The organism is Myroides fluvii, assembly GCF_009792295.1.
Classification (GTDB): Bacteria; Bacteroidota; Bacteroidia; order Flavobacteriales; family Flavobacteriaceae; genus Flavobacterium; species Flavobacterium fluvii_A.
Genome location: NZ_CP039934.1, coordinates 3,689,515 through 3,715,438, shown reverse-complemented (window position 1 = coordinate 3,715,438; position 25,924 = coordinate 3,689,515). Strand labels below are relative to the sequence as shown.

The window sequence follows — 25,924 nt, the reverse complement described above, 5'->3', positions numbered from 1 at the left end:
TTAAATAAACAAGTATGAAAAAAATAATTGTTTTTTGTGTAATCTTTTATTCCATTTTTGTTCCAGCTCAGACATCCTGGCAAGGACATACAAAAAAAGCTGATTCACTCGATTTGAATCAGCATTTTAAAAGGGCTATAGATTATAGAGAAAAAGCGATTGAACTAGCTGAGAAGGAAAATAAATACATTCGTAAAAGTTTAAGTGCACAGTTAAGATTTACGCAAGCGGAATACCTAATAGCTACATCAAAAGCATATAAAGAAGGGTATGATGAGATGTTGGAAAGTGTGGAGGTACTCATGGAGTTAAGGGGGCATTTAGGTGATAAATCTGAGATTAACCCTGAAAAAATATCCCATATGCATAGGCGATTAGGAATGATTTCTTATAATTTTTTGAGAAGTAAACAACAAGCCTATGAGCACATAAAACAACAAGTGATATATAATAAAATGAGTAAGGAAGTAGATTCAATACTTTTGCTTAAATCGTATCACTCTTTGGCCCTAGTAACCACAAATCTTGGAGCGTTTCAGGAATCTCTAACCTATTTTAATGAATTGATTGACCTCGCTCAAAAACGAAAAGATAACACCATGCTAGCCATAGCATATCGAGATTTATCTGTACTTTATAGTGATCGTTTTCTGTACATGCGATCGAAAAGTTTGAAATATTTAGAATTAGCTCGGACCGTATCAGAATCAACAACAGAATCTTCTATTTATTATCTAATTAATATTTATATGGATTTAGGAATTGCTGAAACTAATATTGGAAACTATAAAAAAGCAGAGGGTTATCTTACAAAAGGCATTGAGCTGTACCGAAATAATAAAGACTCAATTCAACGTTTAAGACAAAGCCCTATCGGTGTTTCCCAAGAATTAGCGTATTATACTAACATGATTTGGCTTTATTCTGCTGAGAATAACGAATCGATGTTGGTGAAGGTATTGTCAGAGATCGAATCGCTTGTTCAAACAGAAAAGTTACGTTCCTATGAGTATGATACCTATACCTATGCTTTGCAATTAGCAGGGGAATTCTATGCTAGAAAGGAATCAGAAAAAGCCTTGGAATACTTTAAGAAAGCGCTAAAAATTAATAAGCAATATGGAGAGGTTGATCAACACAGTGAACTAAATGGTAAAATAGCTGTTTTTTTTCTACAAAAGAAAGCTTATTCAAAAGTACTACAATTAGTAACTGTTTTAGAAAAGAACCCAACCAATACAAGTTTGGTCAAACAAAATTTGTCTTTCAGTAAGGCAAAAGCTCTACTTGAATTGAAGCGTACAACAGAAGCTATGCAGGAAATAAATAAGTTAATCAATGAAAACACGCCAGTGGCCTTTCATCTTCTTTCAGACGAAGTGATCAACTATCAACCAGGGTATAACATACAAAATGCATCCCGTTATTGCAGTTTAGCAGAATCTCTGCCCTCGACAAATGAGGATTTACTTTTCTTGAAAGAAAAGTTATATTGGCTTGCATTAGTGGAGTTTCAAAGTAATCTAGGAACTACTCCTTTGAATGACAAGCTTCAACAAACTTTTGATCAAATTGTCAGTGGATTATTGACGTTTGCTTCAAATGGAACATTTTCAAATCAAAAAAACAACCAACTCCTTACCTTTATGGAGGTTGTAACATCGCAAGATCTGATCAATACGTTTCTTCTAAAAAGGAGAATGACTGGTAATCAACAGTTGTATGATTTAGTGGAACAAGAACAAGAAACACGAGCTTATCTAACATATTTGAAAAAAGAATACTTAAAATCAAAGAGTCAACATATAGCCCAAAATATTTTTGAAAAAGAGAAAGAACTCCGTGATCAAACGAGCCATTTACTTGCTTCATATAAACAAGGAATAGCTTTTAGTATTCCCGAAATTCAGGTAGAAGAATTAGTCAATAAAAAAATTGTAAAATTTAAAGTTAGTGGAGATAAGTTAGTCAAGATTGAATTAGATAAAGGGAAGGTGACCTATCAGCCTATTGAAAATTATGCAGATTTGAAGCTCGATATAGAGACATACTTATATTCACTTACTAATGTAAGTACGCCTATTGACGTGATTAAAAAACAAGGTAATCATCTGTTTAATAGGCTGTTTCCTGCTGGTTTTGAGAATTCTCCTTTAACCGTTATTATTGCTGATGATATTTTGCACTATTTACCTTTTGAAGTTTTAGTGCACAACAATAAATACCTTATTGAAGAGCATACGATTTCGTATGCTCCCAATTTCTTTTTTTTAAACAAACAAAAGGAATTTAAAACATCTACTTCAACTAAACAAGTTGTCTTATTCGCTCCAGAATATGAAGGAAAAGTTAGAGCTAATATTCAAGCAGTTCGAGGAAGTAACTATTCATTAAAAGGAGCTGAAGAAGAAATAATGGAAATAGCTAAACTTATTCCAAATAAAATATTTAAGGGACCTTCAGCATCTAAGTCCAACTTTAAATCTCTACGGGAGGAGATCTCTATTTTACACTTGGCCATGCACTCAGATTTAAATTACGAAGATGTTGAATTGAGTAATCTCGTTTTTTCTAATACGGAACAAGATCATAAAATGTATATTTCGGAATTGTATGGGCTTAATTTGCAGGCTGATTTGGCTGTTTTAAGCGCTTGTAATACAGGTATAGGAGGGTTTAAAGATGGAGGTAATTTGGTTTCTATACGACAAGCATTTAATACTGCTGGAATTCCAACAACTATTGCTAGTTTGTGGAATGCTCCGGATCTATCGACAAAACAGATTATGATTTCGTTTTACAAACAATTACTTGAGCAAGATGATAAAGCAACTGCTTTGCGAATAGCTAAGTTAAAGTATTTAGAAATGACAGAAGAAGAGCAACTAAAACATCCTTTTTATTGGGCTGGGTTCATTCTGTCTGGTGATGAATCATCTCTAGTTTTAGCAAAAGAACCGAATAAGAAAAATGGAATATCTTATGTATTTGCAATCTTATGTGTGGTTACTTTCTTATTTTTTATCTTAAAGAGAAAAAAAATATAATTACTTTTCCTAAGTAATAGATCAAAAAATGAGCTAAAAAGTATAAGGTTTTATTGCAACTAATTTAGAAGTTGATCATCGTATTTTATATAGTATTACGTCATTCTTTCAAAGTTAGAAAGTCGTTAGATTATTCCTTTTAAGGGTTAAACAACTATTCAAAGTTTACCCCTATTTTATCTCGAATTTTACCTAATCGATATCGTGTTTTAATCTTGAAAAAGAGGGTTATTTACGATTTTAGTATAGATGTGTAAAGCTGCACTTTTATTTAGTTCTTCAGTAATAAATTCAGCTAAGTTGCTAATGTTTTTTTCCGATAATTTAAAATGTTGATAAGCAAAATGTCCCCATTTCCCCTTGTTCTTTGTAAATTCTTTTACAAGGCATTTCTTTTCGGTTTCATCAAAGTTAAAATTATCAAGTTGGAATTTGCTTCTAAAAGTCTGCAATAAATCATGCTGTAGTTCCACAAAGAAACGGAGTTCCGGTTTTCCTTGAACTAAATTATCATATACCAGGGTAATCATTAGGTTATTGTTCTTTTTATTTTTTAGATATAAGATATGTCGTTGATCGAAATGGATCACCTCAAAATTTTCTTCATAACTGTCCTTTACATCATTCAATTGTTTAGCTATATGTTGTTCATATTGTTTTTTTATTTCAACAATATCATTGATTTTCTCCGTATTTTTTAGGTAAAAATTCACTTGTTCCATGTTAATTGTTTTAGATTCATTTATTACATTTTTGTAGAATTCCTCAAAGAGAATGTTGTATTTCAGTTCGCCTTGTTCTTTGTTTGTTTCATAGGCTACATACATCGCTAGAATTAATTCTTCGTGGGTAATATTGATAAAATGTTCCGTTAATTCTGCTTGAGAATATTTTTTTATACTTAGAACAATCCCGACTTTATTTTGATTTGTGATACTGTTATAATAGTCTTTTAGATCATTAGCTAAATGATGACCTACTTTATTTTCAATAATTATAGACGTTTGTTTGTCTTCGATTACTAAATCGATTCTACCACCTTTTAGTGTTGGTTCTTCTGGTTTCAAAATGTAAGAGCTTTGTAAGTCGATTTTAGTTTTCGATACGCTCTTTTTGTTTATTACTTCAAGAAATGTGTCAATATAAAGTGTACCTAGATTATGTCGTGCATTACAATCGAAGAAAAAAGCATATAAATTAGTCCACAGTTCTTCCCTTCGAGTCATCTTAGTAGCAGAAAAGAAAGTATCTTGGATATGAGTGGTGTCGGGTAATTGACAGTTGTCTAAAAAATCTTGTAATTCATTCATATTATTTGATTTATATTTTAAATTGTGTTACGCTATCTGATATATTTGCGCTAATTTTTTAACGCGTTCTTTTACTAGATCTCTGAGCATAACAGGTTCAATCACCTCACAAATAGGGCCATGACGCATAATCTCTAATAGAAAATCATGCGTAGGATGGAGAAAAAGCTCTAAGGTAAAATGGTTTTGATCTTCGGCAATAATGCGCTGGGAGTGATGAAAAGGCAGTGATTTTACATACTCCTTTTGTTGAATGTCAAATTGCAAGACTACCTTTTGAGCGGCTTCGTAGCGCTCGATTCCAAAAGCGTGTTGATAGGACTTTTCAATGTTTATTTTGGGGCTATTTCCTCTTTCGTTTGTGAGCACTAAATTGGCCACTCGTTCTAGTCCAAAATTCCTAAAATCTTTGACATCAAGGTCATAAGCGATTAGGTAAAATCGGTTTTGAGATTCTTTAATGGCTATGGGTACGCAACGTCTGGCACTAGGTTCTTTAGAAAAACTCAAGTGATCAAAGGCGATGATCAGGTGGTTGTCTATGGCGTGGATGAGGCCATTAAAATGCTCACTTCCAGAGGATTTTCTCTTTTCTAAAAAAATGCTTTTTCCCACTTTTCTATTTTGCTTTAAAGCGGAAATTAAATCAAAAGATTCCAGCGTTCGTTGAATGGTTTCATCCTCTGCATATTCCTCACGTTCAATTTCATACGCCTGCTTACTTCGATTGTAAGCAATCTCAATACCCCAAATGGAATCAATTTCTTTTAGATCTCGTTGCAGGGTTCGTTGACTAATTTCCAATTGATAGCCAATTTGATCTTGGTTGTTATTTAGGTAATGGAGGATATCCTCATAGGTACTCGGTCTTTTTCGCAGTAGTTCGATGATGAGTAAGTGACGTTTTATAAAATCGCGCTTGGCCATAAGTTTAGGTGTTCTTTCATTACAATATCGGGTTAATACCACATCTTTTTCATTAAATTATTTGAATATATCATTTTTTTTAGGGAAACCTATTTTTGGGTTGATCCAAATGCAAGTACACGTCTCCTAGGTGATAGGTTTGACGAGTATGGAGGACTAACTCATGTCCCATGGGAGTCATTTCGATTTGGAGGGAACTACCAGAGAAGGTTTCGTTTTCTAAATCCGATCGTCCGTTGTCTGATAGGGTTTTCTTAACCTGTTTCAATTGTTTGTCATCGAGTTCAATAAATAAAAAGGCCATGTGTTTTGTTTTATGGTTCTTTGGCAAATCTAGGGAGGTACTCCGTCAAAATATGTCGTTGATTCTTATTTTTTAACGGACACGGTTTGTCTTTGTCGGCTAGTACTTTTGGAACAAATAAAAAAGAAGTTTTATGAAATTAGCCATTATTGGAAGTCGCAGTTTTGAGGATTATCCACTTGCTGCGATTCACATTCAAGAAGTTATTGAAAAGGAAAATTTAAAACTCACCCATATTGTATCAGGGGGTGCAAAGGGGGCGGATCAATTGGGTGCTCGTTTTGCTCTGGCGTATCATTTAGAACTGATTGTATTCAAACCCGATTGGAAGCGATACGGCAAACGCGCGGGGTTTATTCGAAATACCGAGATTGTAGCCCATGCAGATTGTATTCTTGCTTTTTGGGATGGACAATCTAAAGGAACGAAAGATTCAATTGATAAGGCGACTGGAGCGGGAAAAAAGGTGATTGTCGTTTATGTTTAAGCTCAAAAAAGGGATGTTTTTAGTAAGAAAAGAGCATGTTTACTCAAATAAAGTTGGGCTTCCCTCTTTATTTATAGGAGGAATGAAAGCGCAGTTCTACTTTAGAACCAAATTTGATGCGTATGCCTAGATATGTAGCAACGGTTATCCGAACTTTTACCAACGAACAAGTTTACCTGGAAAAGGGGATGCGCGTGGAGTTTGTTTCCTTTTCTCCGCCTTGGATGGACAATGGAAAAGTAGTGCAACAAGCTTTTATGCGAGTATATGGTATTGACTTCTCAAAAGGGGGCGGATGCAGTCCTGCTTTTATTGAGGTGGTGGAGATAAAGTATCCTTAAAATAATTTAGTGCATAAAATGGGAACTTCAATTAACGTTGACTTTACCATCTCGGATAATAACTAAATAGAAGTAAAAATGAACAAAGAAAATATTTATAAAAAAATATATCACATTGCAACAGAACTTTCAAAAAAGGATCTAACGTTTACAAGGGCTGATTTAGCTTTTGAACTTAAAGAATTTGGTATAGATGGAGATTCTTTTGAAATAAGTAAACTTGTGTGGCAAACCTATGAAAGATACAATGCAGATCAAAAAATCAACTTATCTTTTTTAAATAATGAAGAGAGTAAGCATTTGATAGATGAGTATAAGGTGTATCACAATATAGAACTTGGAAATCAAGATAAAGTGGTTCAAGTCATAATGGATGTAAGTAAAAAAGTAAAGGATGAATATGTAAAATTAACCCATTCATTAGGAGAGCAGACAGCAGATTTAAGTGGCAATCGAGAAAGTTTGAGTTGGATGTTGTTAAAAGGCACAAATGAATTAGGCCATGTGAGTGATAAGGCGAGAGTTTTGTATGGTCAGTATTCAAGGATGATTTTCGATTATGAACAGTTTAGAAATTCTGTAAAAGATGTTATTAGTCAATATGTTTCGCTTCGTGATGATGTAGCTGTTCTGTATCGTGATTATTCGATGAATTTAATTGATATTTTCGGAGACTCTATTAAACAAATTGCACCAAACGTGTTTGATTTTGAAAAGATTCAATTCTTAAATACACACCAAATGTTGAGTGAAATTAATACAGAGTACGCTAGGATTGCTACCTCATGTGGTGTGCTTATGGGAGAAATTGGAGATAGTTTTAAGCATACATTAACAAAGGTAGCTTCGCATTTAGGAAAAGCAAAAGGTAATAAAGCAATGTTACTTTTATCTGTAGTTGATATGGTAGGGCATTATACTGATGCGCAAGAAAAAACGCTAATATTAAAAAACGAATTTGAAGTTTTTAAGAATAAAATTCAATATGATGTAGCTTTAGTAGGTGGTGATATGCGCAGATTGATTGCGATTTATCGCGTGATAGAAGAGTTATATGTACCTAAAGCTTACACTTTCTATCAGTATGCTAAACAAGTAATGGATAAAGAATTGATAGGAATCATTTCCTCCGTTTATTCAACCCCAGAACTAAAAGAGCTAAAAGCAGAACGCGATGTATTGCTAGAAGAATTTAATTATCTAGGTATACGAATCAAGGATACACAGATGAATAGTTTCAATTACAAAGAAGAAATAACTCGAAATAACTCGTTAATCGAAGATGGTAAATCAGAATATGAACTTGCGATTGCTTCAAAACCTTCGAAACCTATTCTATTTTTTTTAGGAATTGGAAAAAACTCATATAATAGAGCTGTTTATGAATGGAAAAATACATGTTCGGCTGTAATTGATAGTTATGAATTATCAAAGTTGAAGTTAAAACTTGATAGTGATGAACTAATCCACAATTTGGAGCTGTTGAAAAAAGACACTCTAAGATACAATGAATTGACGTTACAGCTTAAATTAAATCAAAAAGAAGTAGCAAAAAATATGCAGGTTGATCGTGCATTAAAATTACAACTGTTAGCACATTTAGAATCTTACGTCAAATTATTGCGAATAGCAAAAGATATAGTGGATAGTAAGTTAGATTATCAACTGGTAACACCAACACAAATTGAGAAATATAAATCAGAAGTTTTACCAACGGAGATTCAAGAACGTTTAAATGAATTTACAACTCGTTTAAAAGAAGAATTATTAATTGACGAAGAAGAAGCTCAGTTTGATATGATGTCAATGAATAAAGATGAATTTGCTGATGATACGATGACTAGAATTATAAATAAACAAGAGCAAGATGTAACAGTTAAATACGAAAAGGAAACTGTAGTTACAATGATGCATGCACAGAATAGATTGGTAAATAGTGGAATTGATATCTTCAATCAATGGGTTAGATTACAAACCAATAAGAAAATAGGGGAAAACCAAAAAGAGTCTTACGAAGAACAATTGAATCTTATTCAGAATAAATTTAAAGAGGATATGAAAGGTATTGATAATAAAGGAGTTGTGTTGAGGGGTGTTATTCAAAAAATCAATGCTTCAGATAATCCAAAGGAATGGAAAGAAGGTTTATTGATGTTGGGAGAATTGAGCGATGAAAAGTTTACAATAAAAGATATTGAGGATATTTTAAAAGGAAATAAAATAATAGAGATTTAAAATGGAAAGTAGAAGAGTAAGTGTTGCAAAAGAAGGATTAAGCAATACAAATTATAAAGAAGATATAGCAATTAGTAAATCTATTGAACAGGAAATAAGAAGACAGAAGATGAAAACTGATGCAAGATTAAGAATAGAAGAGTCTCAATCTTATCGTTCCTTAAGAACAATTGCAACGGTGATGGATAAATATTTTATTGATCCAATATTAGGTTTATTTCCGGGTATTGGAGATGCGTTAAGTTCCTGTTTATCTTTTCCATTTATATATGTTAGTTTGTTTAAAATAGGATCTATACCACTTACTTTAGCTGTGATATATAATATCTTAAAAGATACTCTTTTGGGGATGATTCCCTTTTGGATTGGAGATATAATAGATGTTTTTAATCGAAGCTATTTGCAAAATTTACGTCTCATCGTAGGTTTTGTGGAGGATGATCAAGAAATTATTAAAGAAGTAAATAGAAAAGCCATTAAGTCTTTCATAGGTATTGCTATCCTATGTTTTTTAATTTATTTAATGATCAAAATTGTAGCTTCAATTATTAGCTGGTTTTCGGAATTGTTTTCATAAGGAATTATATAGCTGATATAGAAAGGAGTTTACTCATAAAACTAAGAGTTTTACTTCATCTTTGGATTAAGGGGGAGGGTAAATGCTTTTATTCTGTTAAGATTTTGAAAGAAGCTCTCCCATTTTATTTATAGGCGAAGGGAAAGAAAAAAAAGAGAAGAACCTCACACTTAAACAAACTACCCCTAACACCTTCTATCACTGACAAATAGCTTAATTAGCTATTGCTAAATTGTTAATAATAAGTGAATATTATTTGAAAGTTAGTGGTATCTGCTTTAATTTGATGTGTACTTCTTAGTAATAAGGAGTAACTAGTGAAGATTGTTTTTTATCAATGATTGTTTTGCCTTACTAACAAAATAAAAAATTGAAAATAAAACAAGTAGTATATGAAAAAGAACTTGATTGTTGGAGCATTTGCATTAATGACTTCTTTAGTGAGTGCACAGACGAAGATTAGCAGTACGAGTATTGGGGTTAATTTGGGAGGGTTGGTTTCCCTAGTTTACGATGATGCTTCCGTTTTAGGACTGAAAGACAGTCAATGGAAACAAATTAGAGCGTATCAACGCGATTGTGAAAGTCAATATAGCAGTTGGGCGAGTTCTAGTCGGTACAGTGAAGATGAACTCAACCGAAAGCGAGATCAGCTGTACAGAGAGGTGCGAATCAAAATTGGGGATATTCTGACCATTGAACAGCAAGAAAGATGGAATGATAACGCGTATGCATACACCCATTATCACCCTTATGATCACAAAAAGGAGCACCATTACCACAAGAGTAATAAGTACAAGAATAAACACAAAAAGAAAAATAAACACAAGCACGAGCATTGTGATTAATAGAAGAGAACGCCTATACGCGTTCTCTTTTTTTGTATTTTTCTTTTTTGCCCTTTCTGTATAGGACTGCCAAAAATAGAGCAATCAGCCCACAGCGTACATCCGTTTATTTTCAGTTGGACGCCACACCAACTCAATGCGACGAGTGGATTAACTAAGCTTATGAAGGTTCAAGGTGCTGTAAATTAGTTATTTATTGCCATTTATACTAATTTTTATTTACTGAATTCACTCAATAGAGGGAAGTATTTCCTACTTTTATCAAAAGGATAATCATGAAAACACACACCTTAGAAACAGTCAGGTTAACACTTAATCAGCCTCATCTAGACGATATACCACGTCTTGTAGAGATTATGAAAAACCCGGTATACAACAAGAATACAACCAATATTCCTTTTCCATATACCAAAGAGAATGGAGCGTTTTGGGTTAACTTGGCGTTAGACGGATTAGTACAAGGAGACAAATACATCTTTGCCATTCGACTAAAGGGTAGTCCTAGTATTATAGGAGGTATAGGCTTGGGAATAGATAAAACCAACAATAAAGCAGAAATGGGCTATTGGCTGGATGAACACTATTGGAATAAAGGAATGGGAAGTGAGGCGGCTAAAGCTTTAGTAGCATTTGGTTTTGATACCTTGCAATTACACAAAATAGTAGCCACTCACTTTACCTATAACAAAGCCTCAGGGCGCATCATGCAAAAGATAGGAATGCAACAAGAGGAAGTGTTAAAAGCACAGGTACTCAAGAACGGTACCTATTTGGATCTTGTAGTATACGCCATTGTAAAGGAATAAGTGCTGGAGAACAACAGTCAATTAAAACAACGACAATCGGTATTTTAAAACCTAGAATTCATCCGGCTTTATTTGGCATGTCGAAAAACACCTATTTTTCATGGTTAATTCAATTCAATTGCTGAACTTTGACTAAATACCGTTACGCATGATAGACAATCAAATTAATGCAGATGAGTTTGTTTCCAAGTTCATGGACATGGGTAGGAATCATTTGATCTATATTCGTACTCCAATTAAAATTTTTTCCCTTAAGGATATCGCACCTTACCTCAAAATTCCAATTCCGCCTATTTTCTTTGGGTACAATTTATTGATTCACCTGACGAAAGGCTATTTTACCCAACGAATTGATTCAACCGTTTTTACGGTAGAAGCACCTGCGGTATTGCTGTGTAACTATGGTTATATTTCCGCCATTGAGTCTGTGGATAAATCGGCAGAAGGGTATTGTGTGCTGATTAAAGAACACGCCATGACCTCCATGTTTCGCGAAACGCAGATTTTGAATATTTTCACCATCTCTCCTTTACTCAACCTCAATGCGGAAAACAGTGCGGCACTTAGTAGTCTGCTTGATTTACTGTATAGTGAAATTCACAGCGATAAACCCTATAAAGAGCTGTATGAAAGCTTGTTCAAAACCATTGCATTGAAGGTGATTAAGCTGTCAGACTCGACAACATCCATCGAACGCAAGCAAGAGATTGCCATTGCGTTCAAACAACTCGTGCATTTGCACTTTAGCAAGCACAAGACCGTCGATTTTTATGCCGATCAGCTCAAAGTGTCAATTAATTACTTGAATCGCTGTGTTTCTGCTGTATATCAAAAATCATCCAAGCAACTGATCTTGGAAATCGCCATTATTCACAGCCAACTTTTACTGCTGGAAACTAATAAGAGTGTTGCAACCATTGCCTATGAACTCGATTTTGTCGATCCGTCTTATTTTGCTCGACTTTTTAAAAAACACGTGGGCATTACGCCTTCAGCATACCGAAAGATATAGTTTCAGTTGTCTAGTAAAGATGCACGATTTGTCCTAGTTTTAATCTGAACTATCATATTTGTTTCGCAATCAGATTCTTAAATTTGTTCAACGTAGTGTTTGATCGTTTTTGTCCTTATAGCTGACTCCATCGTTAATCGATTTTTTGGCACATAGGGGAAGAAACGGTCAATCAGCGGTAGATTTTTAATTGAAAAAAAGGAGATAGTTATGCATGCAGTAATAGAACACATCGAATTTAATACCTATATCGCAGAATTCAAGAAGCGATTGAAGTATTTGTTTCGCGAAAAATACAATTATAATGATATGGGGTTAACCCGTGATTTTCCGGCTGAATTAATGGAGGAAATCATGGAGGAAAAACCATTAGCAGTAGCTATTCCGACCATGTACGGCGGGCGAGGAGTACAAGTAAAAGAGTGCTTGCAAATACTTGCGGCTGCTTCGTATGAGTCGTTGCCCTTGTCGTTGATGTTTGGGATTAACATTGCGCTTTTTTTGGAACCTCTAGCAAAGTACGGGCAACCAGCGGTACAGCAACGCGTATTTCACCAGTTTATGGAAAATAAAGCTATGGGCGGCTTGATGATTACGGAAAAAGCCCATGGGAGTGATGCCTTGAATATGAAAACAGCCTTTGAGCACAAAGAGGGAATGTTTCACATTAAAGGACAAAAACACTGGCAAGGGTTGAGTGGTGCGGCTGACTTTTGGTTAGTAACTGCAAGAGAGAGCAAACCCAATGGCGAATTATCTCGAGATATTGACTTTTTTGTTTCTGAAAACAACAGAGTGGAACAACATATTCCCATGACTCACCGCTACAATAACCTAGGGCTGTATGCGATTCCGTATGGTATTAACGAAATTGATATTGCCGTTCCTTCAGAACAAAAATTAGTAACGGAAAGCACGGGAATTAAATTAATGCTCGATACGCTACACCGCAGTAGATTGCAATTCCCAGGAATGGGGTTGGGCTTTATTCAAAGGCTGTTAGACGAATCATTGGCGCATTGTCAAGAAAGACAAGTAGGAGGAGTTCCACTATTGAGTATTGATTCAGTGAAAAATCAAATTGCCAAGATTCAAGCGGCTTATACGCTGTGTTCAGGGATGTGTATTTTCAGTGTAGCAACCAGTGGCATTGAGAACGACTTGGCTTCGATGAGTATTGAGGCTAATATACTCAAAGCGGTTGTGACGGATTTAATGCAAGAATCGGCTCAAATTAGCTTGCAATTAGCAGGTGCGAATGGGTATCGCTTGGACCATATTGCAGGGCGATCTCTAGTTGATTGTAGACCCTTCCAAATTTTTGAGGGATCCAATGAGATGTTGTATACGCAAATTGCGGAAGGAATTGTAAAGCTGATGCGAAAGGCGAAGGAAACCAATCTATATCGCTTTTTACAAGGATATGAACGCACGAATCTAAGTGTGGATTTATTTCAAACCTATTTCGATTTTACGGTGGATAGTACCGTAAAACAACGCAATATGTTGCTTATTGGCAAGATGCTTTCTCGTGTTATTAGCTTTCAATTTGTGTTGCAAATGGACGACTTTAATCCCCAACTGGTAGAAATTACCCGTCAACAGGTTGAGGTGGATTTAGCCGCTTTTTACGGACAATTTAAAACCCAAAATGACGTAGATCCTATCTTGGATTATCAAGTAAATTCAGATTGGACGCGTTTTTAAACGAAGGCGTTTACGTGCTAAATTATAAAAAAGAGTCAAGTAGTTTGCTGCTTGACTTTTTTTGTGGTTCTATTGTTCTGCAAGTGTTAGGTATTTTACGTCCAAGAATAAAATCGTCTTTTAAGGCGTAAGGTAACTTCTATTTTTACCTTTATATATGTTGCTTTTTGATAGAAATTAGCGGTATCTTATCCGTATCTTTAAAACCTCATTAAACGAAAAAACATGAAAATTGGAGCAGATGCTTTGGGAGTAAGCAAAAAAGACGCAATCAAGATTGTAAGCTTAGTTATTGTAACTTATATTCTTTTGGGGGTACTACTGGATTGGCTATTTGATCGTAGCTTAGTTGCATGGTATTACTATTTGGTGAAAGGCGTGCTCTTTGGTGTATTTTTCTCCTTGGTGTTTTACTTCTTTATCAAGAAGATGACCAAGGGAATTTTACTTAAATTAGATTTACCCTTAGAAGAAGGTGAAGTTTTGGAAGCTTATGGCGTGGCCAATTTGTTTTTAAAAGGACAGGCCATTGGTGGAAAACTTGGGATAACCCAAGACTATTTACTCTTTCATTCACACAAGTTTAATTTTACAAAAAAAACGGTACGCATTGCCTTTGCCGATATACAAACCATCCAACCGTGTAGAACCATGGGGGTGATCGATAACGGGGTAAAGGTAAAATTAGCGGATCAAACCTGTCGTTTTGTGGTGAACGATCGAGCAAAATGGATGGAATTGTTGCAGATGAAACTGAAGTAAAAAGCCTTCTTTAACTCTGTCCATCGCCTTATTAGAGGGATTTGTTTGGTATATCCGTCCATACAATGTTTTAAAACCTAGCATTCATAGGGGGTAAATCCTGTTTTTTGTATTTTTGTACAACACTTTTTTAAAGTATTTCAAACGAAAATCAACGGATGAGTTTTAACAGATGAATGTGAGGAGGTAGTGAATTTTAATGAATATGTTCTCTTTTTTATGTCATTTTTCGCTGATAGAATCAAGATAAAATTCTTTTCTACTTGATCTCAAAGTAGGAAAAATAGTATCATAAATACGTTTGTACGGGTCTGGTCGAAATACCATTTCTTTTATAAAAAATACAAACAATTCTACTTGTGATTTGGTGAATTTATATGAACTCATTCAAGTTATATTTTTCTGTTTTTTATAACATGAAAAAATAACGTGTTACATTTTTGCTGTTTTTATAACATGAGGAACTTTAATCTGCATTCAACTTATGTAATTGTGTAGCTTCATTTAAAAAGCGAAAGGAGCTACTTAGAAATGAATGGGAACTGTTTTGTCTTTTCTACGCTAATTTCTTTGTTGTGCATTTAGATTTCTATAAAAATAGGGTAAAGGAATGAGATAGTAATTTTTTAATTGATTAAAAATTAAGTAGCTCGAATAGGAAACAGCTCCTCTTTCTATAGTTCAATAATCAGTTCTTTATCAAATCCATTATCTCTTTCATCTAAATAGCCATGTGGGTTACAAATAATTGTAGTTTCGCCAATTTTATAGTTACACGGTGTGTGAATATGACCGTGAATCCAATACGTTGGTTGATGTTCCCTTGTAATACTCGTGATTGCCCAATAGATAAAGTACTTTTTTATTGGGTATGTACTTTTTAATCCATTCGATTCCCTTACTACCCAAATGGGTATCTCCAGCGAATATAACCAGATCAGTCTTGTCAAAAGACAAAGGAGTACCACTGCCAAATTCTAAGTGTAAGTCGCTAATTAGTTGTATTTTCATGCTAGTAAAAGAGGGAACTGACAAATGTTTTTAAAGTATTAAAGATAGAAGTTTTTGGATAACTTTGAATATTGGTAAAAAACAAAGTTAGTTTTCATCGTTTATTTAAATACCATGTTAGAATCAACTGAAAAAGTACTGTACGTTGACAATTTAGATGAAATTCCATCGGATTCCTTTATTGCAAACTTATCGCGTAATATAAACCTCATTATAGCGTTTTCTGCCAATGTCGAACCTGAAAGACAAAGAGTAGGAGAAGACCTCAAATTAAAGTTTCCACATCATGCTGTGGGGATATATAGGAATGAACCAAAAATTGGTATTCAAAAATTGATAACGGATGAGGAGATCGACTCGAATCAAACTGTATTAGAACAATATGCTTTAGATTATCGAGAACTGGCAACAAACTTGATTTATGGATTAGCGGAACAGTTGAACATCGATTTAAAAAATGAGATACCCTACGTTGCTTTTCTTAACTATTGGCAAGCAAAGGGGCAAAGTGGAAGGTATAAGGAATGGACGTTTTTTTTTCATGGCTTGCACTGTCATTTTTACAACACTAAAACCAAGCAAGAGATTGAAGTTCCAATCGCCTTCGGATTGGAATTTGGAGCTTTAGATCCCTATTTCTTCTCTACCTACATAAAATCCACACCACAATATCAACCGTTACCCGTTGATATTTATGATGATTATTCAGATGGACGGAGAATAATTGAACGGTTAACCACAAAGGGTGTTTTTGAAAAAATCAATGCTACTTTACCTAGCTATTTTGGCACGGTTCCCACGAATAGAACAAACAAAGTAGCGGTTGAAACCGTTGAACATATGATAGACCTACTTAAACCCAAACCAAAATTTAGCTTGCTTAAGTTTCTAAAGTTCAAAAGGTAAGAATAGGAGGTTACAATGTATTGGTGACAAGGTCTGACCGAAATACTCACTAAAGCCTTTGTTATCAATAAAATACAATTATTAGTCAGTAAAAACGCCTCGAAAGGCGTTTTTATTTACCAATCTAAGATCTACTACTGTTCCAGCAATACCACCTGATGATATTTCAAGTATGCCAAGTACTCTATTATTGTTTGAAAGCATAAGTACTTTAAATTGTTCTAAAAGTTCAATCTTATTTTCATCCCAAGCTTTTAAAGCTATTTCAAAAGCGGAGTAAGAAGATTCAATTCTTGGTCTTTCAGATGCTTTAACTTTTGACTTGTAGATTAGTTCTATCTCTGATGCCACTAACCAATTGCTGTTTAAAAGTATCCGCCCGAACAAGTACATCTTGTGCAGTCTAAAAATTATTCTGCTGAGTCTGTAATTAACTTCTTATAACCATGCGGATATAGCGCTGTAATATTCTTGTGGTTGATGGATTGTATATTTTCAAGGACGTATTTTAACCACTGATAAGGATTAACGTTTGTTCATCTCTTTAGTATTTGAGACAAACTTACTATCTTACATTAGCTCATGAAATATGCAGTTGGTCGGGCAGATACGAGTATTTAAGATTAGTGAAAACGAGTTGATTTATTGATTCTCTTTCCTCTATGAGTTTTCTTGATAACTAACTAATTTGGAAGGGTTTTTATTAACTAGTTGATATTTATACAAAGGATTTATAAATAGTAAAGCCTCCGTGTAGGGAGGCTTTATTTTTAATAGGCTTGAATTAAAACTTCTGAAGGAATATGCAATTTTTTGGTTAAGGTGCGTATCATATCTAATGATAATTTTCGCTTTCTATTTAAAATTTCACTTGCTCGACTTTTTAATCCGATCATTTCCGCTAAATCATTTTGTGTGTAGCCCATTTGCTCCATTCTAAATTTAATTGCTTCAATAGGATCTGGTAGATCCATAGGAAAATGTTCTTTTTCATATTTTTCAATCAACATTCCCAAAATCTCCAATTCATCACTATCCTCTGTTCCTGGAAGTGCATCAAAAATCAACTCTAGTCTTTCTAAAGCTGCTTCGTAATCTTGTTCTGATTTTATAGGTTTCAATTTCATAATTTAAATGGTATTAGCATTAATTTTATCATATTCTGCGTGGGTCCCTATAAAGCGAATCCACATCATTTGATGCCCAAAGTTTATCTTGACAATTAATCGGTAATGATTTCCTTTAATATTAAAACATATTCTATTATCGTCTAATATACTTGCGCTTGGATATTCGGCCTTTATTTCATTACTATTTTTCCAAGTTGCTTTTTCTGCCTCTTGATACCAAGCCTTTAATTGTTGCTCACTGTCTGCATGTTTTGTCCAAAACACACGTAACGTTTTCATCGCTATTACTCTCAATTAAAATAATTTATACAAAGTTATAATATATTTCCCAATTCGGGAACTTTTTTTAAATGTTTTATTGAGTTATTCTCTAAGATGTAATCAACCCCTCAGTTTAAAACCCAAACTTAAGCTCAGGAATAAGCTCAGAGGCCTCTTTCATTTTACTATCAATGATCTTGGCATAGACTTGAGTCGTTCTAATCTCACGATGTCCTAAACGCTTGGAAACCGTGTAAATATCCGCTCCATTCTCTAAGAGCAGTACTGCATTAGTATGTCTCGCACTATGGAAGGTAATATGCTTGTGAATACCTGCCCGGTTACACCAACGGACAATTTCATTATTGTAAATAGCAGAGTATTTAAGATTAGTAAAAACGAGTTGATTTAGTGATGAGGTTAGGGAAACTCATTTAGTAACCCATTTGTACCACATAATTTTAAAGTGGGGTACAAATGGGTTACTAAATATAGAAAATAAGGACATTTTATAAAGATATTTAACACTTAATTATTTGGTTTTTAAAGTATTTCAAACCAAATAAAAGTATTAAAAAGACAGGTTATTTCCCGATACAATATCTTATATCGCTTGATTTATAATTAGTTATAGTAATTATGTGATGCAGATGTGGTGAGTTAAAATTATAATTTAAACGTTTATCAATTCTATCTCTTGCAAATACATTTGTCTATAGGTACTCGATTTCCTTGGTGTATGAAAGAAAGGAAAAACATCACTATCAATGCTGTTATCAAAATTTATTTCAGCCGATTCGTCTCCAACCTTTTCAATTAGCATATCCTTTGGGTATATAAAATACGCCGGTATTATATTATCATCATTAATTCCTAATTCTTTATAGATTGTATTTAATCTGGTATATCCAGCTAGTTGTCTTGCGTCTTCCATTGATGGATTTCCTTTTTTGTATCTAGGTTTGTACTTTGCATCTACAACTGCTTTAAGACCGCAATTCGTATTTAAAATAAAATCTGGTTCTTGTCGATTGACTTTAAAATGGTATTTTACTTCTCCTTCATTTGGAAATTGTTCACGTAGTTTCTTAAATGTATACAACTCAAAGAGCTTACTCATGTCAATCCAAAATGGAGGATATTTTACTTTATTTATTTGAGTAGGTTTTGAAATATTATTGTCTATCAATTTTAATATCTGATTACCTAATTCAATGGCCTTGTTATAATTTCTATAGAACGGATTGTTTTCTTTATATTTTAATTCTCTAAATGATTGATTGCTAATTTGTTGAAAAGCTCCTTGGTTGAAGACTAACAATTCGTGTAAGTTGTTTGAAAACTCTTTATTAGAGCGATAGTCATTCAGTAAGGATGATATTTTTTGAAGTACAAATTTTAGAAATTGGTTTACCTCTGTATCATAACCAAATTCTTGATATTGACAAACTGTTTTGGTAAGTCTATTTTTAAGAATATTTTGTTTGATCTGCTGTCCAACCAAAACTTTACCTTTTACACGATTAGTCAAATTAGCTGTAACAGTATAATAGGACTTTTTGAGTCCTTTTTTCACCATGCTTTTTACTATAGCTAAGTATTGAGCTAAGAGAAAAGGGGTTAATAATAGCTGCTGTGTCGTTTCGATTTCAATCCACGGCTCTTCCCATTTAGTTTGAGTTAACCCTTCTAAATGATCAAAGTTTTCTGAATCTGTTAAGGCTTCTATCAGCATTTGAATATAATCAACTTTTAGGACATCATTAATTTTAGGTTCTATATAAACATTCAACTCTAGTTTAGGAAACCGATCTAACCCTATATAATAGGTAGATTTTATGGCACAAGAATTTACACTCATGCTTTCTACGTCCCTAAAAAAGGAAATAGAGGCGCATAATGAATCTTTGTTGGATTGAAAGTGAATAGAATCTTCTAGAATTTCACCAGAACAATACTGTTCCTTTTGTGAAACAGCATTAAAACGTTCCCAATGTACTTTTTTTTCGTGATAATATTCGAAATGTTCAGATATCTTGAGCATACTTATAAAGAATTAATGATCTCTCTTGCCGTTTCTTTTAATATACCATCTTTGATATATTCTTCTAGAATTGGTTTAATTTCATATTTTATTCTTAGGTTAAAATCAATCGAATTTTCTTCTATTTCATCTCTGTTAACATCTTTATTATATTGTTTCATGAAGTAAGAATGACCAAGCCACACATCCTTAGGATCAAAATCATGAGTTAAATGTTCCGATCTTTCAATTACAGTAGCATCATTATTATAATCTATTTCAGAGTTATAATCCTTAACAAATAACGAAGCAACTTTCGCAAACTTCGCTAGTTCAAAACGATTTCCTAATTCCGAAGTTAAGTTTTTTGGCAGTACATCCACAAAAGCAAACCTTCTGCGAATGGCATAATCGATATGACCAACCGAACGATCGGCTGTATTCATGGTACCAATAATGTAAAGGTTTGGAGGTAATACTAATTTGTTATCATTATCAACTGCATACATACTCTCAACCGCTTCTCCACGATATTCTAAAGCATAAATTAATTCACCTAAGACAGAGGAAAGGTTAGCTCGATTGATTTCATCAATAATTAACACATAGTTCTTTAATTCAGTACGATGTTGAAATGGAATGGAGTCTTTAAATGTTTGTTTGAAAGTATAATATTTTTCAACAATCTTAATAAAATAAGTTGCATGCTGACGAGTTAATTCTTCAACATCTGTCATTTTCTTAATATCTTGACGTTCGGTTGCTCCTGAATCAATAATTTTCTTTAATTCAGAAAATTTCATATTTAATCCCTTACTATGTGCAACCCAATTATCCCCTTTATATTTAAAACGTGTTTCGTCTGCTGAAAAAAGATAAACAGCTTCAGTTATATCATATTTATGATGTTCGTTTTGCGCTAGCTCATCTTTAATATTTTCAATAAAGGCCTCAAAGATTGAACTGTCTTCATGAATAACTACATTTATTTTATTAGATTCAAAATAATTATCTAATGCTTTTTGAGCAAAGTCAGCTAATAATTTATTTTCAGCTTCATAAATAATTCCATCTCCATCTTCGTTAGGTTTGGAGACAATTCCCCTTACAAAATCTTCGTAGGTGTAACTAGGGTGAAACTGTATTAATTTAAATTGATCGTTCCCTTCTAAGTCTTTTACATCTTGCAAGTTCAGCATTTCTATAGCTATCAATTTGGCTTCTCTTGTTTTCCCAGTGCCTGGAGGACCTTGGAGAATGATTTGTTTCTTATAGTTTATGAGGTTTATTCGCTCAGAATTCACTCTGTTTATATTGCCATTCATGATTGATAGTAGGTATTGATAGTATTTTTGTCCTTTTAAAACATCAGAGTCATAATCTGTTATTATCGTTAGTGTTTTTAAAACTAAATCGAAATCTATATCCCATTCACCTTTTTTGATCCATTTTACATTTCTGATACTCGCATATTCTTCACGTTCAGCATCGAAAATATAATCAGATATAACTTCACCATATCCTAAAAGTTTTCGCTTGCCTTTCTTTATTAGTACAATATCGCCAATTTGCATGTTTTGGCAAAAATCCCAATTGGCTGTTGCATCATTCTTTTTAGAAGATTCTGTTTGGTATATCGCTTGGAGTTCTTTAACAATATCGTCTTTTGATATATATAATGATAAATCTCCTAAATCATCCCAGCCTAGTCCAATAATAGATTTCTCATAAAATTCATTCCAAAGACGTGCATTTTCACCAGGTTGATAGAGCCAATAATTCACATTAGAGTCCATCGCTTGATTTAGAGTTATTGCATTAGCTCCTTTGCTTTCCAAGTAAGTATTCATCTTTTTTCCAACACCAGGATTATTTTTGTTTTCATTGTCATAAATGGTTTGATAATTAGTTGAAAGAAAATCTAAAGCATAATTATAGATAATTTTATTCGGATATAATTTACCTGCATGCTCTATCGCATAATCTCTATAATTTTGACTCTTGTCCCAAGGATTTTTATCAGCTTGTTCAAAGGCATATTCCAATGCTTCTTTCCATGCTTTTTTCTCTAATTCTTCCATTATCGATTCTTATTAAAATTTCATTTATGTTGATAGATTCACACAATTGATTCTTATAAAAAGTTGAAAAGTTTACTTCAACACTTCTGCAATATGCCATACCAAACGCTCTCTTGTGCCTAAATCTAAGGCTCTCTGTCCACTAAGCATACTTGTAAAGAAAATCTTAGTTCCCTTTAATTCTATAGGCTCAGATATAACATGTGTTCCGATAGTTTTATCAAACTCAAATTTGATCCAGTCTCCTAACCAAACACCAACTTCATTACCATTTTTATCATGGTGTCTATTCATACCTAAAAAGGTTCTTATCAAAGCATTACTTGCCACAATTACTTTTGGTTTTGTACGTAATAGCCTTTCTTTTAGAACCTCAAGCTGTTGAAAAAGAAAAACACGCCCTTCTTCATTGCTCATAAAAATATTTTCGATTCGAGCTTGCTTCGTTTCCCTGAAAACAAAAAGATCAAAATGAGTCCACTTTAAGTCTATTTGATACTCATTCTTTAACTGTTCTTCAATACTGAAAAAGGGTTTGAAATAATTTAAATCTTTAGAAAACTCTTTTGTCCAAGGAAATATTCCATCAATTACATCTCCTCCAAATGAAGGATTCATTCCAAGAAAAAGAAGATTTGCGTCTGTTTCGTTTTCATCATACTGAAAAGTTATTCCTCTCTGTATGATTTCTTGAATATTATTAGTTAAATGAGAGTTATTACTGGTAATTGATTTGTATTTTTCAATTAATTCGTCTAAATTTTTATACATGTTTTTGTTAAGTAAAGTGATATATTTTAACGTAAAAATATCAAAACAAAACATAAGAAACTAAAAGAAAAATGTGAAGCGTATATAATTCTGAGTATAAAAAGAAAAAAGCCTTCAATTCGAAGGCTGTAAATTATGATAAGTTATATTTGAATAATGGTAAAAAGTGATTTTTTCGATCACTTAAAGTCTCATTTTATTAATGATTTTCCTTTAACTTATATTAAAAAAACGATCGAAATAAGCTTTCAATTTCTCCAATACCGTTTCCTTTTTCTTAGCTAAATCACCTGTCGGGGAGAATCTAGAAACAGGAGGGAGGATGCCTGCAAATGAAGTTCCTGCAGATTGTATTTCACCATTCTTGAAAGAATTATCAACGAAGGTTTTGGTTTCTTCTTCTTTTAAGCCTTCTTCTGCAATGATCTTATTTAGTTCAGCTTCTTTTTGTTCTTTTACATAGTTCTGCCAGTCTTCATCTACATTAGATGATGGTGTTAGCGAATCGACAAACTTTTCAATTAACTCTTTTTTGTTTCTCAAATCAATACTAGAGTCGATAGCCTTTTGAATATTGACGATAATCTCTTTGTCCTTCATATTACTTTCGTAGTATTTACGGATAAGCATCAGGATATAGTCGATATTGATTTCTACCTGTTTAATCAACTCCATTTCGAATTCAATATCGTCTACTACATTTTCACGATCGCCACCGCTTTGACCTCTAAATTGATTGTACAATTCGATGTACATACTGTGGTAATCTTGAAAATCTCGGTCTGATAGAATTTCTTTTCCAGCAAAATCATCAAAAGAATTCAGAATGTTTTTCAGTTTTAAAAGAGCTCCATATAGCCGAATAAACTCTTTTTGAGCTTCCTCTCCAAGAATATGTACACCTATTGGAAATCTTTCCAATAGTTCTTGAGCTAATTCTTCATAACCTTTAATATCTTTTTTGCCATCATTATAACCGTAATAATATTCATCAAAGGTTTTCAGCAATACAATTCCACCAGCATCTCTATTTCCAAAAAGTGCTAAAGCTTCGTTGGTATTCTCTTCCAAGTTTCGGAAACAAACGATATTTCCAAAAGTCTTAATAGAATTTAGAATTCGATTGGTTCTTGAAAAAGCTTGTAATAAACCGTGCATACGCAAGTTCTTATCCACCCAAAGTGTATTCAAAGTAGTCGCATCAAAACCAGTTAAAAACATATTTACTACAATTAGCAAATCGATTTCTCGATTCTTCATGCGTAGCGAAACATCTTTGTAATAGTTTTGAAATTTATCTGATGATGTATCATAATTGGTTTTAAATTCCAAATTATAATCGATGATAGCATGATCTAAGAAATCACGATGCGATGCACTCAACCCTTCTGTTGATTCTGAATTTTCATCTTCAACACCATCTTCTTCCGCATCATTTTGTCCAAAGCTGAATATCGTAGCGATTTTTAATTTGCGTAATTCTGGGACTTCTTTTTGCTGACGTTTAAACTCTTCATAATACAACTTAGCAGCATCAATAGAAGAAACCGCAAAGATGGAATTAAATCCGCTCAGCCTTATTTTTTCCTTGATTTCTTCGATCTTGTTGCGATCTTTTGCCGACGACACTTCATGCACGTTGGCAAGTGTAGTCATGTAATACGGCTTAGAGTTGCGCATTGTTTTTTGATCGAAATGTTCTAGAATATAGCCTACATTATTAGCGATGTATTGAGGTGATAATAGAATTTTTTCGCGATCAATATCTCTAACTTTTTGGTCTGTTATGTCTTCTTTTTCTTTTATTGTACGGATATAATCTACTCGGAAAGGCAATACATTTTTATCGGATATTGCATCAACAATCGTATAGGTATGAATAGCCGATTGATGACTGGTTTCAGGACAATTTATTGGATTGCCGTGTCCATAACAACCAAACGCCTGAACGGTCGTTTTTAAATGTGGTTTTCCTCCGCTGTTCGAATTTTTTGCAAAAATAGGTGTTCCTGTAAAACCAAAGAGAAAGTATTTCTTAAATGCATTGGTAATCGATTCGTGCATATCACCAAATTGTGATCGGTGGCACTCATCAAATATAAAGACGACAGGTTTGCCATAAATACGATGATTTTTCTGTTTCTTAATTAAAATCGACAGCTTTTGAATTGTTGTAATAATAATCCTTGCATTCGGATCATCTAATTGTTTCTTTAGGACTGCTGTATTGGTGTTACTATTAGCCGCACCTCTTTCAAACTTATCATATTCTTTCATTGTCTGGTAATCCAAATCTTTGCGATCAACTACAAAGATTACTTTTTCAATAAAAGGCAATTTACTTGCTAACTGTGCCGTTTTGAAGGAAGTTAAGGTTTTTCCTGAACCTGTTGTGTGCCATATGTATCCGCCTGCATCAATGGTTCCATATTTTTTATAGTTATTAGAAACATTGATTTTCAGTAAAATGCGTTCGGTTGCTACAATTTGATAAGGTCGCATGACTAGCAACAACTTATCCGAAGTAAACACACAATATTTGGTAATGATATTTAAAATAGAATGTTTGGCAAAAAAGGTTTTTCCAAAATCCATTAAATCTAAAATAGGGTTATTACTACCATCTGCCCACCAGGAAGTAAACTCGTAGCTATTACTAGTTTTTGATTTCTTTGAACCTTGTCTCTCCTTTTCTTTTAAATGCGTATAACGTGTAGTATTGCTATAATACTTGGTTAATGTGCCATTTGAAATAACAAACAACTGTACAAATTGAAACAAACCACTATCTGCCCAAAACGATTCCCTTTCATAACGATTGATCTGGTTAAAGGCTTCTTGTAGCGAAACACCACGTTTTTTTAGTTCGATATGCACCATAGGCAAACCATTGACCAAAACGGTAACATCATAGCGATTGGCACGTTTCCCTTCAGCTGTTTCGTACTGATTGATGACTTGAAGCAGATTGTTGTGAATATTCTTTTTATCAATGAGATAAATATTGCGCAACGAACCATCTTCGCATTCTAAAGCCTGAATATAATCTTCTTGAATTAATCGGGTTTTATCTTCGATATTGCTGTTGGGGTTAGACAGTTTACCTTCAAAAAATTGTTTCCATTCTTTTTCTGTAAACTGATACTCATTGAGTTTTTCTAACTGTGCGCGCAGGTTATCTACCAATTGCTGATTGCTTGTAATAGGCAAAAACTCATAGGCTTGCTTTTGAAGCAATTCAATAAAAGCTTTTTCTAATTCGGCTTCGGATTGATATTTTACATCTCTTTTATATTCGGTAGTGTATTCTGAAACGACAGTAGATTCTGAGTTTTCCGAAATAAGGTTATAATTGGTTGCCATATGCTTACATTCGAT

Annotated in this window: 22 protein-coding genes and 1 pseudogene; 11 read left to right on the top strand and 12 right to left on the bottom strand. The window is 33.5% G+C overall.

Annotation, left to right across the window (positions count from 1 at the left end; genetic code table 11):
- Window positions 1–14 precede the first annotated feature (14 nt).
- On the top strand, window positions 15–3,047 hold the full coding sequence (locus tag FBR08_RS16425) for a CHAT domain-containing protein (RefSeq protein ID WP_158964048.1): 3,033 nt from the start codon (window positions 15–17) through the stop codon (window positions 3,045–3,047).
- A gap of 209 nt (window positions 3,048–3,256) precedes the next feature.
- On the opposite strand, the gene FBR08_RS16420 is transcribed toward FBR08_RS16425, so the two are convergent.
- From FBR08_RS16420 to FBR08_RS16410, 3 genes are all read right to left on the bottom strand, one after another.
- Entirely contained in the window at window positions 3,257–4,357 is a 1,101-nt protein-coding gene (locus FBR08_RS16420) for a PD-(D/E)XK nuclease family protein (RefSeq protein WP_158964047.1), read from the bottom strand.
- 27 nt (window positions 4,358–4,384) lie between these two features.
- Entirely contained in the window at window positions 4,385–5,284 is a 900-nt protein-coding gene (locus FBR08_RS16415; protein ID WP_158964045.1) for a helix-turn-helix transcriptional regulator, read from the bottom strand.
- A 79-nt stretch (window positions 5,285–5,363) separates the two neighbouring features.
- Window positions 5,364–5,588: a hypothetical protein gene (locus FBR08_RS16410; RefSeq protein WP_158964043.1), complete on the bottom strand. Its 225-nt coding sequence runs from the start codon at window positions 5,586–5,588 to the stop codon at window positions 5,364–5,366.
- Window positions 5,589–5,721: 133 nt separating this feature from the next.
- Here FBR08_RS16410 and FBR08_RS16405 point away from each other — a divergent pair, with 133 nt between their 5' ends.
- From FBR08_RS16405 to FBR08_RS16365, 9 genes are all read left to right on the top strand, one after another.
- Window positions 5,722–6,075 (top strand): SLOG family protein, encoded by a 354-nt coding sequence (locus FBR08_RS16405; protein WP_158964041.1) that lies wholly within the window; start codon window positions 5,722–5,724, stop codon window positions 6,073–6,075.
- A gap of 122 nt (window positions 6,076–6,197) precedes the next feature.
- Window positions 6,198–6,416 (top strand): DUF6140 family protein, encoded by a 219-nt coding sequence (locus tag FBR08_RS16400; protein WP_158964039.1) that lies wholly within the window; start codon window positions 6,198–6,200, stop codon window positions 6,414–6,416.
- 78 nt (window positions 6,417–6,494) lie between these two features.
- The gene (locus tag FBR08_RS16395; RefSeq protein WP_158964036.1) at window positions 6,495–8,651 is read left to right on the top strand and encodes a hypothetical protein; all 2,157 of its coding nucleotides are present in this window, start codon (window positions 6,495–6,497) and stop codon (window positions 8,649–8,651) included.
- Window position 8,652: 1 nt separating this feature from the next.
- Window positions 8,653–9,228 (top strand): DUF4112 domain-containing protein, encoded by a 576-nt coding sequence (locus FBR08_RS16390; RefSeq protein WP_158964034.1) that lies wholly within the window; start codon window positions 8,653–8,655, stop codon window positions 9,226–9,228.
- A gap of 392 nt (window positions 9,229–9,620) precedes the next feature.
- Window positions 9,621–10,076 carry a hypothetical protein gene (locus FBR08_RS16385; protein WP_158964032.1) on the top strand — a complete coding sequence of 152 codons (456 nt, stop codon included), beginning with the start codon at window positions 9,621–9,623 and terminating at the stop codon, window positions 10,074–10,076.
- 275 nt (window positions 10,077–10,351) lie between these two features.
- Window positions 10,352–10,882 carry a GNAT family N-acetyltransferase gene (locus FBR08_RS16380; protein WP_158964030.1) on the top strand — a complete coding sequence of 177 codons (531 nt, stop codon included), beginning with the start codon at window positions 10,352–10,354 and terminating at the stop codon, window positions 10,880–10,882.
- Window positions 10,883–11,030: 148 nt separating this feature from the next.
- Window positions 11,031–11,894, top strand: a complete 864-nt coding sequence (locus tag FBR08_RS16375; protein WP_158964028.1) for a helix-turn-helix domain-containing protein — start codon at window positions 11,031–11,033, stop codon at window positions 11,892–11,894.
- A gap of 210 nt (window positions 11,895–12,104) precedes the next feature.
- Window positions 12,105–13,601, top strand: a complete 1,497-nt coding sequence (locus FBR08_RS16370; RefSeq protein WP_158964026.1) for an acyl-CoA dehydrogenase family protein — start codon at window positions 12,105–12,107, stop codon at window positions 13,599–13,601.
- Window positions 13,602–13,826: 225 nt separating this feature from the next.
- Complete coding sequence (locus FBR08_RS16365) at window positions 13,827–14,363, top strand: PH domain-containing protein (protein ID WP_158964024.1); 537 nt, start codon at window positions 13,827–13,829, stop codon at window positions 14,361–14,363.
- 771 nt (window positions 14,364–15,134) lie between these two features.
- On the opposite strand, the gene FBR08_RS16360 is transcribed toward FBR08_RS16365, so the two are convergent.
- Window positions 15,135–15,374, bottom strand: coding sequence for a metallophosphoesterase (locus tag FBR08_RS16360; protein WP_199268611.1), 240 nt, complete (start codon window positions 15,372–15,374; stop codon window positions 15,135–15,137).
- Window positions 15,375–15,488: 114 nt separating this feature from the next.
- Here FBR08_RS16360 and FBR08_RS16355 point away from each other — a divergent pair, with 114 nt between their 5' ends.
- Window positions 15,489–16,280: a DUF6896 domain-containing protein gene (locus tag FBR08_RS16355; protein ID WP_158964022.1), complete on the top strand. Its 792-nt coding sequence runs from the start codon at window positions 15,489–15,491 to the stop codon at window positions 16,278–16,280.
- An 81-nt stretch (window positions 16,281–16,361) separates the two neighbouring features.
- Here the strand turns inward: FBR08_RS16355 and FBR08_RS16350 are convergent, their stop codons facing one another.
- The 8 genes and pseudogenes from FBR08_RS16350 to FBR08_RS16315 all read right to left on the bottom strand — a co-directional run bounded on the left by FBR08_RS16350 (window position 16,362) and on the right by FBR08_RS16315 (window position 25,909).
- On the bottom strand, window positions 16,362–16,673 hold the full coding sequence (locus tag FBR08_RS16350; RefSeq protein WP_262885169.1) for a JAB domain-containing protein: 312 nt from the start codon (window positions 16,671–16,673) through the stop codon (window positions 16,362–16,364).
- 377 nt (window positions 16,674–17,050) lie between these two features.
- Window positions 17,051–17,407, bottom strand: a complete 357-nt coding sequence (locus tag FBR08_RS16345; protein WP_158964020.1) for a helix-turn-helix domain-containing protein — start codon at window positions 17,405–17,407, stop codon at window positions 17,051–17,053.
- Between the two features lie 3 nt (window positions 17,408–17,410).
- Window positions 17,411–17,704, bottom strand: a complete 294-nt coding sequence (locus FBR08_RS16340) for a type II toxin-antitoxin system HigB family toxin (protein ID WP_158964018.1) — start codon at window positions 17,702–17,704, stop codon at window positions 17,411–17,413.
- Between the two features lie 100 nt (window positions 17,705–17,804).
- A pseudogene (locus FBR08_RS16335) lies at window positions 17,805–18,071 on the bottom strand (tyrosine-type recombinase/integrase); the annotation flags it as partial.
- A 273-nt stretch (window positions 18,072–18,344) separates the two neighbouring features.
- Entirely contained in the window at window positions 18,345–19,715 is a 1,371-nt protein-coding gene (locus tag FBR08_RS16330) for a 5-methylcytosine restriction system specificity protein McrC (protein ID WP_158964016.1), read from the bottom strand.
- A 2-nt stretch (window positions 19,716–19,717) separates the two neighbouring features.
- Window positions 19,718–21,775 (bottom strand): AAA family ATPase, encoded by a 2,058-nt coding sequence (locus FBR08_RS16325; protein ID WP_233266150.1) that lies wholly within the window; start codon window positions 21,773–21,775, stop codon window positions 19,718–19,720.
- A 72-nt stretch (window positions 21,776–21,847) separates the two neighbouring features.
- Complete coding sequence (locus tag FBR08_RS16320; RefSeq protein WP_158964014.1) at window positions 21,848–22,546, bottom strand: hypothetical protein; 699 nt, start codon at window positions 22,544–22,546, stop codon at window positions 21,848–21,850.
- Window positions 22,547–22,759: 213 nt separating this feature from the next.
- A complete protein-coding gene (locus FBR08_RS16315; RefSeq protein ID WP_158964012.1) occupies window positions 22,760–25,909 on the bottom strand; it encodes a type I restriction endonuclease subunit R in 3,150 nt (1,049 codons plus the stop codon).
- Window positions 25,910–25,924: the final 15 nt, after the last annotated feature.

Excerpts from the sequence above, each read along its gene's own strand:
- FBR08_RS16425 (WP_158964048.1), top strand. The coding sequence starts at position 15 with ATGAAAAAAATAATTGTTTTTTGTGTAATCTTTTATTCCATTTTTGTT.
- FBR08_RS16420 (WP_158964047.1), bottom strand. The coding sequence starts at position 4,357 with ATGAATGAATTACAAGATTTTTTAGACAACTGTCAATTACCCGACACC.
- FBR08_RS16415 (WP_158964045.1), bottom strand. The coding sequence starts at position 5,284 with ATGGCCAAGCGCGATTTTATAAAACGTCACTTACTCATCATCGAACTA.
- FBR08_RS16410 (WP_158964043.1), bottom strand. The coding sequence starts at position 5,588 with ATGGCCTTTTTATTTATTGAACTCGATGACAAACAATTGAAACAGGTT.
- FBR08_RS16405 (WP_158964041.1), top strand. The coding sequence starts at position 5,722 with ATGAAATTAGCCATTATTGGAAGTCGCAGTTTTGAGGATTATCCACTT.
- FBR08_RS16400 (WP_158964039.1), top strand. The coding sequence starts at position 6,198 with ATGCCTAGATATGTAGCAACGGTTATCCGAACTTTTACCAACGAACAA.
- FBR08_RS16395 (WP_158964036.1), top strand. The coding sequence starts at position 6,495 with ATGAACAAAGAAAATATTTATAAAAAAATATATCACATTGCAACAGAA.
- FBR08_RS16390 (WP_158964034.1), top strand. The coding sequence starts at position 8,653 with ATGGAAAGTAGAAGAGTAAGTGTTGCAAAAGAAGGATTAAGCAATACA.
- FBR08_RS16385 (WP_158964032.1), top strand. The coding sequence starts at position 9,621 with ATGAAAAAGAACTTGATTGTTGGAGCATTTGCATTAATGACTTCTTTA.
- FBR08_RS16380 (WP_158964030.1), top strand. The coding sequence starts at position 10,352 with ATGAAAACACACACCTTAGAAACAGTCAGGTTAACACTTAATCAGCCT.
- FBR08_RS16375 (WP_158964028.1), top strand. The coding sequence starts at position 11,031 with ATGATAGACAATCAAATTAATGCAGATGAGTTTGTTTCCAAGTTCATG.
- FBR08_RS16370 (WP_158964026.1), top strand. The coding sequence starts at position 12,105 with ATGCATGCAGTAATAGAACACATCGAATTTAATACCTATATCGCAGAA.
- FBR08_RS16365 (WP_158964024.1), top strand. The coding sequence starts at position 13,827 with ATGAAAATTGGAGCAGATGCTTTGGGAGTAAGCAAAAAAGACGCAATC.
- FBR08_RS16360 (WP_199268611.1), bottom strand. The coding sequence starts at position 15,374 with ATGAAAATACAACTAATTAGCGACTTACACTTAGAATTTGGCAGTGGT.
- FBR08_RS16355 (WP_158964022.1), top strand. The coding sequence starts at position 15,489 with ATGTTAGAATCAACTGAAAAAGTACTGTACGTTGACAATTTAGATGAA.
- FBR08_RS16350 (WP_262885169.1), bottom strand. The coding sequence starts at position 16,673 with ATGTACTTGTTCGGGCGGATACTTTTAAACAGCAATTGGTTAGTGGCA.
- FBR08_RS16345 (WP_158964020.1), bottom strand. The coding sequence starts at position 17,407 with ATGAAATTGAAACCTATAAAATCAGAACAAGATTACGAAGCAGCTTTA.
- FBR08_RS16330 (WP_158964016.1), bottom strand. The coding sequence starts at position 19,715 with ATGCTCAAGATATCTGAACATTTCGAATATTATCACGAAAAAAAAGTA.
- FBR08_RS16325 (WP_233266150.1), bottom strand. The coding sequence starts at position 21,775 with ATGGAAGAATTAGAGAAAAAAGCATGGAAAGAAGCATTGGAATATGCC.
- FBR08_RS16320 (WP_158964014.1), bottom strand. The coding sequence starts at position 22,546 with ATGTATAAAAATTTAGACGAATTAATTGAAAAATACAAATCAATTACC.
- FBR08_RS16315 (WP_158964012.1), bottom strand. The coding sequence starts at position 25,909 with ATGGCAACCAATTATAACCTTATTTCGGAAAACTCAGAATCTACTGTC.